7 protein-coding genes are annotated in these 7,261 nt (G+C 66.5%); 4 read left to right on the forward strand and 3 right to left on the reverse strand.

The features are described 5' to 3' along the window. Positions 1–22: 22 nt before the first annotated feature. Positions 23–1,174 (reverse strand): galactose ABC transporter substrate-binding protein, encoded by a 1,152-nt coding sequence (locus ACH2A7_RS11930; protein WP_394962157.1) that lies wholly within the window; start codon positions 1,172–1,174, stop codon positions 23–25. Positions 1,175–1,475: 301 nt separating this feature from the next. Here ACH2A7_RS11930 and ACH2A7_RS11935 point away from each other — a divergent pair, with 301 nt between their 5' ends. Genes ACH2A7_RS11935 through ACH2A7_RS11950 form a run of 4 tightly spaced genes read left to right on the forward strand, consistent with a single transcriptional unit; the run spans position 1,476 to position 4,972 of the window. Next, the gene (locus ACH2A7_RS11935) at positions 1,476–2,993 is read left to right on the forward strand and encodes a DUF1538 domain-containing protein (protein ID WP_394962158.1); all 1,518 of its coding nucleotides are present in this window, start codon (positions 1,476–1,478) and stop codon (positions 2,991–2,993) included. Beyond that, positions 2,990–3,703, forward strand: coding sequence for a hypothetical protein (locus tag ACH2A7_RS11940; RefSeq protein WP_394962159.1), 714 nt, complete (start codon positions 2,990–2,992; stop codon positions 3,701–3,703). The genes ACH2A7_RS11935 and ACH2A7_RS11940 overlap by 4 nt, the downstream gene beginning before the upstream one ends. Then, complete coding sequence (locus ACH2A7_RS11945; RefSeq protein ID WP_394962160.1) at positions 3,690–4,610, forward strand: alpha/beta fold hydrolase; 921 nt, start codon at positions 3,690–3,692, stop codon at positions 4,608–4,610. Before ACH2A7_RS11940 ends, ACH2A7_RS11945 begins: the two co-directional genes overlap by 14 nt. 20 nt (positions 4,611–4,630) lie before the next feature. After that, positions 4,631–4,972 (forward strand): phenylpyruvate tautomerase MIF-related protein, encoded by a 342-nt coding sequence (locus tag ACH2A7_RS11950; RefSeq protein ID WP_394962161.1) that lies wholly within the window; start codon positions 4,631–4,633, stop codon positions 4,970–4,972. 77 nt (positions 4,973–5,049) lie between these two features. On the opposite strand, the gene ACH2A7_RS11955 is transcribed toward ACH2A7_RS11950, so the two are convergent. Both ACH2A7_RS11955 and ACH2A7_RS11960 read right to left on the reverse strand, forming a co-directional pair. Continuing rightward, on the reverse strand, positions 5,050–5,490 hold the full coding sequence (locus ACH2A7_RS11955) for a PaaI family thioesterase (protein WP_394962162.1): 441 nt from the start codon (positions 5,488–5,490) through the stop codon (positions 5,050–5,052). 818 nt (positions 5,491–6,308) lie between these two features. After that, positions 6,309–7,097: a sulfite exporter TauE/SafE family protein gene (locus tag ACH2A7_RS11960; RefSeq protein ID WP_394962163.1), complete on the reverse strand. Its 789-nt coding sequence runs from the start codon at positions 7,095–7,097 to the stop codon at positions 6,309–6,311. Between the last annotated feature and the right edge of the window lie 164 nt (positions 7,098–7,261).

Genomic DNA, 7,261 nt, shown 5'->3' on the forward strand with positions numbered 1-7,261 from the left:
GGGTTCGTTCAGCGGTTGAAGATCAGTCCTGGCTGGTCGCGTCGTACATCGCGTAGGGAACGCGGATCTTGGCCACGCCCTCGTCCACGACGTACTGGTCGGTGCCCGCCATCAGCTCGGCGCTGTCCTGGACGTTCTTGACCAGGGTGTTGATGGTGGAGGCCATGCCCACGGCGTCCTGCTTGATGGAGCCGGCCATGTTGCCCGCCTTGATCAGCGCCTTGGCGCTGTCGGTGGCGTCCACGCCGAAGACGGGGATGATGGTGGTGCCTTCGCCGTTGTTGTAGCCCACGTTCTGCAGCGCGGAGATGGCGCCTTCGGCCATGCCGTCGTTGTTGCAGATGATCAGCTCGACCATGTTGTTGTTATCCTTGTTGTAGGAGCCCAGCAGAGCCACCATGTAGTCGTTGGCGGCCTTGGCGGACCACTTGCCCTCGGTGTCCACCAGGTAATTGCTGGTGGCCTTGTCGTCGTAGTAGCTCAGTTCGGGCTTGCCGGCCTCGGTGAGCAGCTTGTTGGCGTCTTCCACGGCGTACTGGGTGCGGGCCTCGGCCTCGGCGTTGCCCTCCTGGCCCTTGAACATGACGTAGGAGATCTTGCCGTCGCCGTTCAGGTCAACGGTGTCGTAGTTGGCCAGCAGGTACTCGCCGATCATCTCGCCCTGCATGTGGCCGGCGTCGGGGGCGTTGGTGCCCACGAAGGCGCACTTGTCGTAGCTGGCGATGACCTCATCGGCCACCTCGCGGTTGAAGAAGATCACGGGGATGCCGGCGCCCTGGGCCGCGGTGACGATGTCCTGGGCGGGGGCGGAGGTGGCGGTCTCCACGATGTTCACGATCAGCAGGTCAGAACCGGCGGTGAGGGCGGTGTTGACCTGGTCGGTCTGGGTGGGCTGGCTGCCGGCGGCGTCCCAGTTGTTGGGCTCGATGCCCATGGCCTTCAGCTGCTCGTCCATGGCCGCGCGCACGGTGGAGATGTACACGTCGGAGAAGTCATAGTAGAACACGTCCACCCGCATGTCGGAAGCGGGGGTGGCGTCGCCGCCGGAGGCGGCCCCGGAAGCGGGGGCGGAAGCCGGCGTGGAAGCCGGGGTGGATGCGGGGGTGCCGCCGCAGCCGGCCAGCAGGGCCATGGCCATCACGGCGCTCAGCGCAAATGCAAGAAGTTTTTTCATGGTTTGTCCTCCTTATGTATGGGGGCGGCCCTTCGCGCCTTTCGCGCCGGAGGGGCTGTTTCGCCCGTTGACAGTTTATATTGTAACGGCCCCAAAGGGAAAAAACGATAGAAAAAACTACGCACTTGTATGAAAAAACTATGGAAGAGTCTTCCACCTTTGGCGGCCTTGCCAGCCCCGCCGGGATGTTATATAATAATTGTATATATCCGTATTCAAGGGGGGCATCCCCCTGCCGCGCCGGTTTGAGCACCCCTTTGCCTGCGCGGCGTGTTCACCCCGCGTCAAAGGAGGCGTTTTCTTGAACAAACAGCTCAAACTGAAAATTCACGAGTCCCTGGCGGCGGTGCTGCCGGTGAGCCTGATCGTGCTGGCGCTGTGCGCCTTTGTGGTGCCGGTGGACCTGGCCACCCTGTGCCTGTTTCTGGCGGGGGCGGCGCTGCTGATCGTGGGCATGGGCTTTTTCTCCCTGGGGGTGGACATGGCCATGATGCCCATCGGCGAGCTGGTGGGCACCCGGCTCACCCGCACCCGCAAGCTGTGGCTGATCCTGGCCGGCTGCTTTCTCATCGGCGTGCTGGTGACCATGGCGGAGCCGGACCTGACGGTGCTGGCCAGCCAGACCCCCGCCGTGCCGGATATGGTGCTGATCCTGACGGTGGCCGCCGGGGTGGGGCTGTTCCTGGTGCTCAGCTTTCTGCGCATTCTGCTGGGCTGGGACCTGCCGGTGATGCTCATCGTCTTTTATCTCGCGGTGTTCGGCCTGGCGTGCTTTGTGCCGGCGGGGTTCCTGCCGGTGGCCTTCGACGCCGGCGGGGTGACCACCGGGCCCATCACGGTGCCCTTCATCATGGCGCTGGGCCTGGGCCTCACCGCCGTGCGGGGCGACAAAAACGCCGAGGGCGACAGCTTCGGCCTGGTGGCGCTGTGCAGCATCGGGCCGGTGCTGGCGGTGCTGGTGCTGGGCATGGTCTACCGCGCGGGGGACGCGGGCTACACCCCCCTGGCGGCGCCCGCCGTGGAGGACACCCGCGCCCTGCTGGCGGCCTTTGGCGCCGCGCTGCCGGAGTACGCCAAAGAGGTGGCGCTGGCCCTGGGGCCCATCCTGGCCTTTTTCCTCGTTTTTCAGGTGCTGTTTTTCAAGCTGCGCCGCCGGGCGCTGGCCAAGATCCTGGTGGGCATCCTCTACACCTTTGTGGGCCTGGCCCTCTTCCTCACCGGGGTGAACGTGGGCTTTATGCCCGCGGGCAACGAGCTGGGCCGGCAGCTGGCACAGCTGCCGCTGCGCTGGCTCATCGTGCCGGTGGGCATGCTCATCGGCTGGTTCATCGTCAAGGCGGAGCCGGCGGTGCTGGTGCTGAACAAGCAGGTGGAGGAGATCACCGGCGGCGCCATCTCCCAGCGGGTGATGATGACCGGCCTGTCGGTGGGCATGGCGGTGTCGGTGGGCCTTTCGATGGCGCGGGTGCTCACCGGGGTGTCGATCCTGTGGTTTCTGCTGCCGGGCTACACGGCGGCGCTGGCGCTGAGTTTCTTTGTGCCCCGCATCTTCACCGCGGTGGCCTTTGACTCGGGCGGGGTGGCCTCCGGCCCCATGACGGCCACCTTCCTGTTGCCCTTTGCCATGGGGGCCTGCGAGGCGGTGGGGGGCAACATCCTCACCGACGCCTTCGGGGTGGTGGCCATGGTGGCCATGACCCCCCTCATCACCATTCAGATCATCGGGCTGGTGTATCAGTTCAAGACCCGGCACGCCGCCGGGGCCGCCGACGGGGCGGACGACGTGCTGGAACTGGGCCCGGAGGAGGATGTGGAATGAATCGTACCCCTTCATCCGTACGCTGCCTGTTTGCCATCGTGGACCGGGGCAAGGGCGAAACGGTGGCCGCCGAGTTGCGCCGCCGGCACATTCTGGTGCAGCTGGTGCTGCTGGGCCACGGCACCGCCTCTGCCGAGGTGATGGACCTTCTGGGGCTGGACGAGCCGGAGAAGGACCTGGTGATGGCGCTGGCCCCGGGCCAGGCCGCCGACGGGCTGCTGGCGGCGCTCACCGAGCGGCTGGAACTCTACCGGCCCGGGCGGGGCATCGCCTTCACCATCGACCTGTCCAGCATCAGCGCGCTGACCCATCAGCGCATCGCCGCCGCGGCGCCGGCGGGGCACACACCATCCCAGAAGGAGGACGGACCCATGCGTTTTCAGCACGAACTGATCGTGGTCATCACCGAGCACGGCTTTGCCGCCGACGTGATGGACGCGGCCCGGGCCGCCGGGGCCCGGGGCGGCACGGTGGTGCGCGGCCGGAGCCTTTCCAGCGAGGAGGCCCAGAAGTTTTTGAAGATCACCATCCAGCCGGAAAAGGACCTGGTGCTGATCCTGGTGCCCGCCGCCCACCGCCAGCCGGTGATGAAGGCCATCTGCGCCCAGGGCACGGGGCACCCGCTGGCCTTTTCGCTGCCGGTGAGCGAAGTCACCGGCCTGTCGCTGGCGCCCTTCGGCGCGGAGGAGGAAGATCATGAAAACAGCTGAGTGGACCAGCCCCGCCCACAGCGGCGAGGGGGAGATCTTTTCCCGCCTGTGGGCGGCGGACGAGCCGGCGGCGGTGCTGCTGATCGCGCATGGCATGGCGGAGCACAGCGGCCGCTACGCGGATTTTGCCGCCTTTCTGGCGGAAAACGGCTTTGCCGTTTTTATGAACGACCACGCGGGCCACGGCCGGTCGGCGGTGGCGCAGGGGTACTTTGCCGCCGAAAACGGCTGGGATCATGTGCTGGGGGACCTGCGCCGGCTGGAGGCCGACGCCCGGGCGAAGTACCCCGGCCTGCCGGTGTTTTTCATGGGGCACAGCATGGGCAGCTTCCTGGCCCGGGACTACATCGCCCGCTGGGGCGACGGGCTCGCGGGCGCGGTGATCTGCGGCACCATGGGGGCCAATCCTCTGCTGGGCTTCGCCCGGGGGCTGGCCTCGGCGCAGGCGGCGGTGAAGGGGCCGAAAAGCCCCGCGAAACTCATCGAGGCCCTCTCCACCGGGGGCTACCACAAGCAGTTCCCCGGCGAGGGACCCTCGGCCTGGCTGGCGGCGGACAAATCGGTGCAGGATGCCTTTGACGCCGACCCGGACTGCGGCTTCACCTTCACGGCGGCGGCCTACCGGGACATGTTCGGCGGCCTTGCGGCAGTGACCGGCCCGGCCTGGGCCGCAAAGGTGCCCAAGGGGCTGCCGGTGCTGGTCATTGCCGGCGACAGGGACCCGGTGGGGGCCAACGGCAAGGGCCCGACCCAGGTGTACGGCTGGCTGAAGGACGCGGGCCTTGCGGACGTGGCCCTGAAGCTCTATCCCGGCATGCGCCACGAGGTGCTGAACGAGGCGGGCAAGGCCCAGGTGTACGAGGACGTTTTGAACTTTCTGCGGGCCCGTCTGCCCGCGGCGGAATAAAAAAGAGAGGGAGTTTATCCATGCCGTTTATTCGTGTGAGCGCCAACGTGGCGGTGAACGAGGGCCAGGCCCAGCGCATCAAGACCCTGCTGGGACAGGCCATTGAGGTGATCCCGGGCAAGAGCGAGACCTGGCTGATGGTGGAGGTGGAGGGCGAAAAGGCCCTGTGGATGGCGGGCAGCGACGCGCCGGCGGCCATCGCGGAGGTGAGCGTCTACGGCGGCGCGGACGCCGAGGACTACCGCCAGCTCACCGGCCGGGTGTGCGACATCCTGGACAGCGTGCTGGACGTGCCCGCCGACCGGGTGTATGTGAAGTACGCCGAGACGGAGCACTGGGGCTGGAACGGCTCCAATTTTTGAACGCCCCGGCGAAAGAGGGCGGTCTGTTTCCCGCTCCCCAAAAAACAGAAAAGGCAGGGCCGGCGCCCTGCCTTTTTTCATTTTTTGCCGTCCATGAAGTACATGGTAAAATCGCCGGTGACCAGCAGCCGGCCCTCCTGGTCGTACAGTTCCAGCTGGTTCACCGAGGTGTGGCCGCCGCAGTGCCGGCTGGACGCCTTGACGGTGACGGTGTCGCCGGGTTTTGCGCCCCGGATGTAGTTCACCGACGCCTGAAGCGTGACGCTGGGGCGGCCCCAGGTGCGGGACACCATGCCGGAACTGGCGTCGCACAGGGCGAACAGCCAGCCGCCGTGGGCGTTGCCGTAAAGATTGAGGCTGTTCTGCGTGACCGGGGCCACAGCCTCCACATAGCCCGGCCGGGCGATCGTCACCCGCAGGCCCTCAAAGCAGACCACCGGTTTGACCTGGGCCTGCAGCATTTGGCGCAGCTCCTCCTCCGTCCGCTGCGCGCCTTCCCTTCTCACTTGTTCTTCCATCCTTCATCTCTCCCGCTCTTGGAAAAAATATCTCACGGTATGGTATTGTACACTTCTCGTCAAAAAATGCAAGCGGCGGCGCGTGACGGGGCCGCGGACAGTGTGCCGGTATCTGACGCTCCTTTCGCGTCCGTCGGGGGGCGCCCACCCTCGCACGCAGCGTCTCGGACATTTTCCACGACGACGGAAAATGTCCGTTCTGAGGCAAACGAAGGGTGACGCCCCCCAGCTGCCGGGCCGGGCGGTACAGGACAGCATCCCCGCCAGGGGCGCGGCCCGCCCGTTTTGCCCGGCCCGCCCTTCCCTGCCGGCTGTGCCGGGCGCGGCGCTGCCGCCGCGTAGTGCGCCTGAGACGAACACTTTGGCCGCCAGGACAAAGTGTCCGGATCACAGCGTGCGGCGGCGGACAGCGACGCGCCACCCCCGCGCCAAACCGAAATCCTCTCCCGCGCCCCGGGCCGTTCGCTTCTTTCGTGTTGCGTACCCACATGCTGCGCCCGGTCCCTCCGCACCGCACGCGGCGTCTCGGACATTTTCCGCGACGAAGGAAAATGTCCGTTCCGATGCGCACTACGTGCGGAGGACCGGGCTTCGCCACAGCCCGTTGGTGGCGGACAGTGTACCGGTATCTGACGCTCCTTTCGCGTCCCCCGGCTGCCGGGCTGGGCGGTGCAGGACAGCATTCCCGCCAGGAGCGCGCCACCCCCGCGCCGGGCCGAAAAAACATCCCGCGCCCCGGTCTTTTTCTTCGCGCGGGGGCGGAAAAGGGCGGCCCCGGTCGTTTGACCGGGGCCGCCCTTTCGTTTTTCGGGTCTTGCTCACACCGCGAAGGTGTACTGCCAGACGTTGTAGAGGCTGATGGCCATGATGATGCCCATCAGGCCGATGAACAATTTTTCCACGGCGGCGTTGTCCATCCGCTTGTTGGCGATGCGGCCCAGCATACCGCCGCCGATGCCGCCCGCCACCATCAGCACCAGGCTCAGCCAGCCGAAGGCAGGCACGCTGCCGGTGATGAGGGTGGCCCCCAGGCTGGTGATCTGGCTGATGAGGATGACGTAGAGGCTGTTCTGGGCGGCGGTCTTGGTGTCCATCGAGAAGAAGAAGTAGAACACCACCAGGTTGATGGGCCCGCCGCCGATGCCCAGAAAACTGGACATGATGCCCAGCACCAGGCCGATGGCCACGCACACCCACACCTTGAAGATCTTATGGGTGCGGATGCGGCGCTTGTTGATGGTGTAGAGCATGGTGGCCAGGGTGATGACGAACAGGCACGCCGCCTGCACCGCCCCCGCCGTCTCGGCGAAGGCCGCGCTGATGACGGCGAACATCTGCTTGCCGGCGACGCCGCCCACCGCCGCGCCGATGGCCAGCGGGGTGCCCAGCTTCAGGTCCACCTTGCTGTCGCCCGCCCGCAGGGCCTTGGTCACCGAGTAGCAGCTCATGGCCAGCACCGTGCAGCCGGAGAGAAAACTCACCGTGGCCACGCTGTCCAGATGGAACAGGTCCAGGGTGGGTTTGATGATGACGCCGCCGCCGATGCCGCAGATGGCCCCCGCGACGCTCGCCAGCAGACTGATGATAAAATAGGCAAGCACCTGCATGGGCGCCGCCCCCTTTCCTTCAGATTACAGGAGGGCGCGGGCCCCGTCCTCTCCCGGGAGAGGGCAGAGCCCGCCGCTCGTCGGTTTTTCAGCCGCAGCAGGGGTGATGGCCGTACTCGTCCATGCAGTCCTGGCTGGGGTCCTTCATGCACAGGTGCACCGCC

Origin of the sequence: Candidatus Allofournierella merdavium, assembly GCF_944382735.1 — a bacterium.
Taxonomy (GTDB): Bacteria; Bacillota; Clostridia; order Oscillospirales; family Ruminococcaceae; genus Allofournierella_A; species Allofournierella_A merdavium.

Coding starts and splice junctions, on each gene's coding strand:
- ACH2A7_RS11930 (WP_394962157.1), bottom strand. CDS start 1,174: ATGAAAAAACTTCTTGCATTTGCGCTGAGCGCCGTGATGGCCATGGCC.
- ACH2A7_RS11940 (WP_394962159.1), top strand. CDS start 2,990: ATGAATCGTACCCCTTCATCCGTACGCTGCCTGTTTGCCATCGTGGAC.
- ACH2A7_RS11945 (WP_394962160.1), top strand. CDS start 3,690: ATGAAAACAGCTGAGTGGACCAGCCCCGCCCACAGCGGCGAGGGGGAG.
- ACH2A7_RS11950 (WP_394962161.1), top strand. CDS start 4,631: ATGCCGTTTATTCGTGTGAGCGCCAACGTGGCGGTGAACGAGGGCCAG.
- ACH2A7_RS11955 (WP_394962162.1), bottom strand. CDS start 5,490: ATGGAAGAACAAGTGAGAAGGGAAGGCGCGCAGCGGACGGAGGAGGAG.
- ACH2A7_RS11960 (WP_394962163.1), bottom strand. CDS start 7,097: ATGCAGGTGCTTGCCTATTTTATCATCAGTCTGCTGGCGAGCGTCGCG.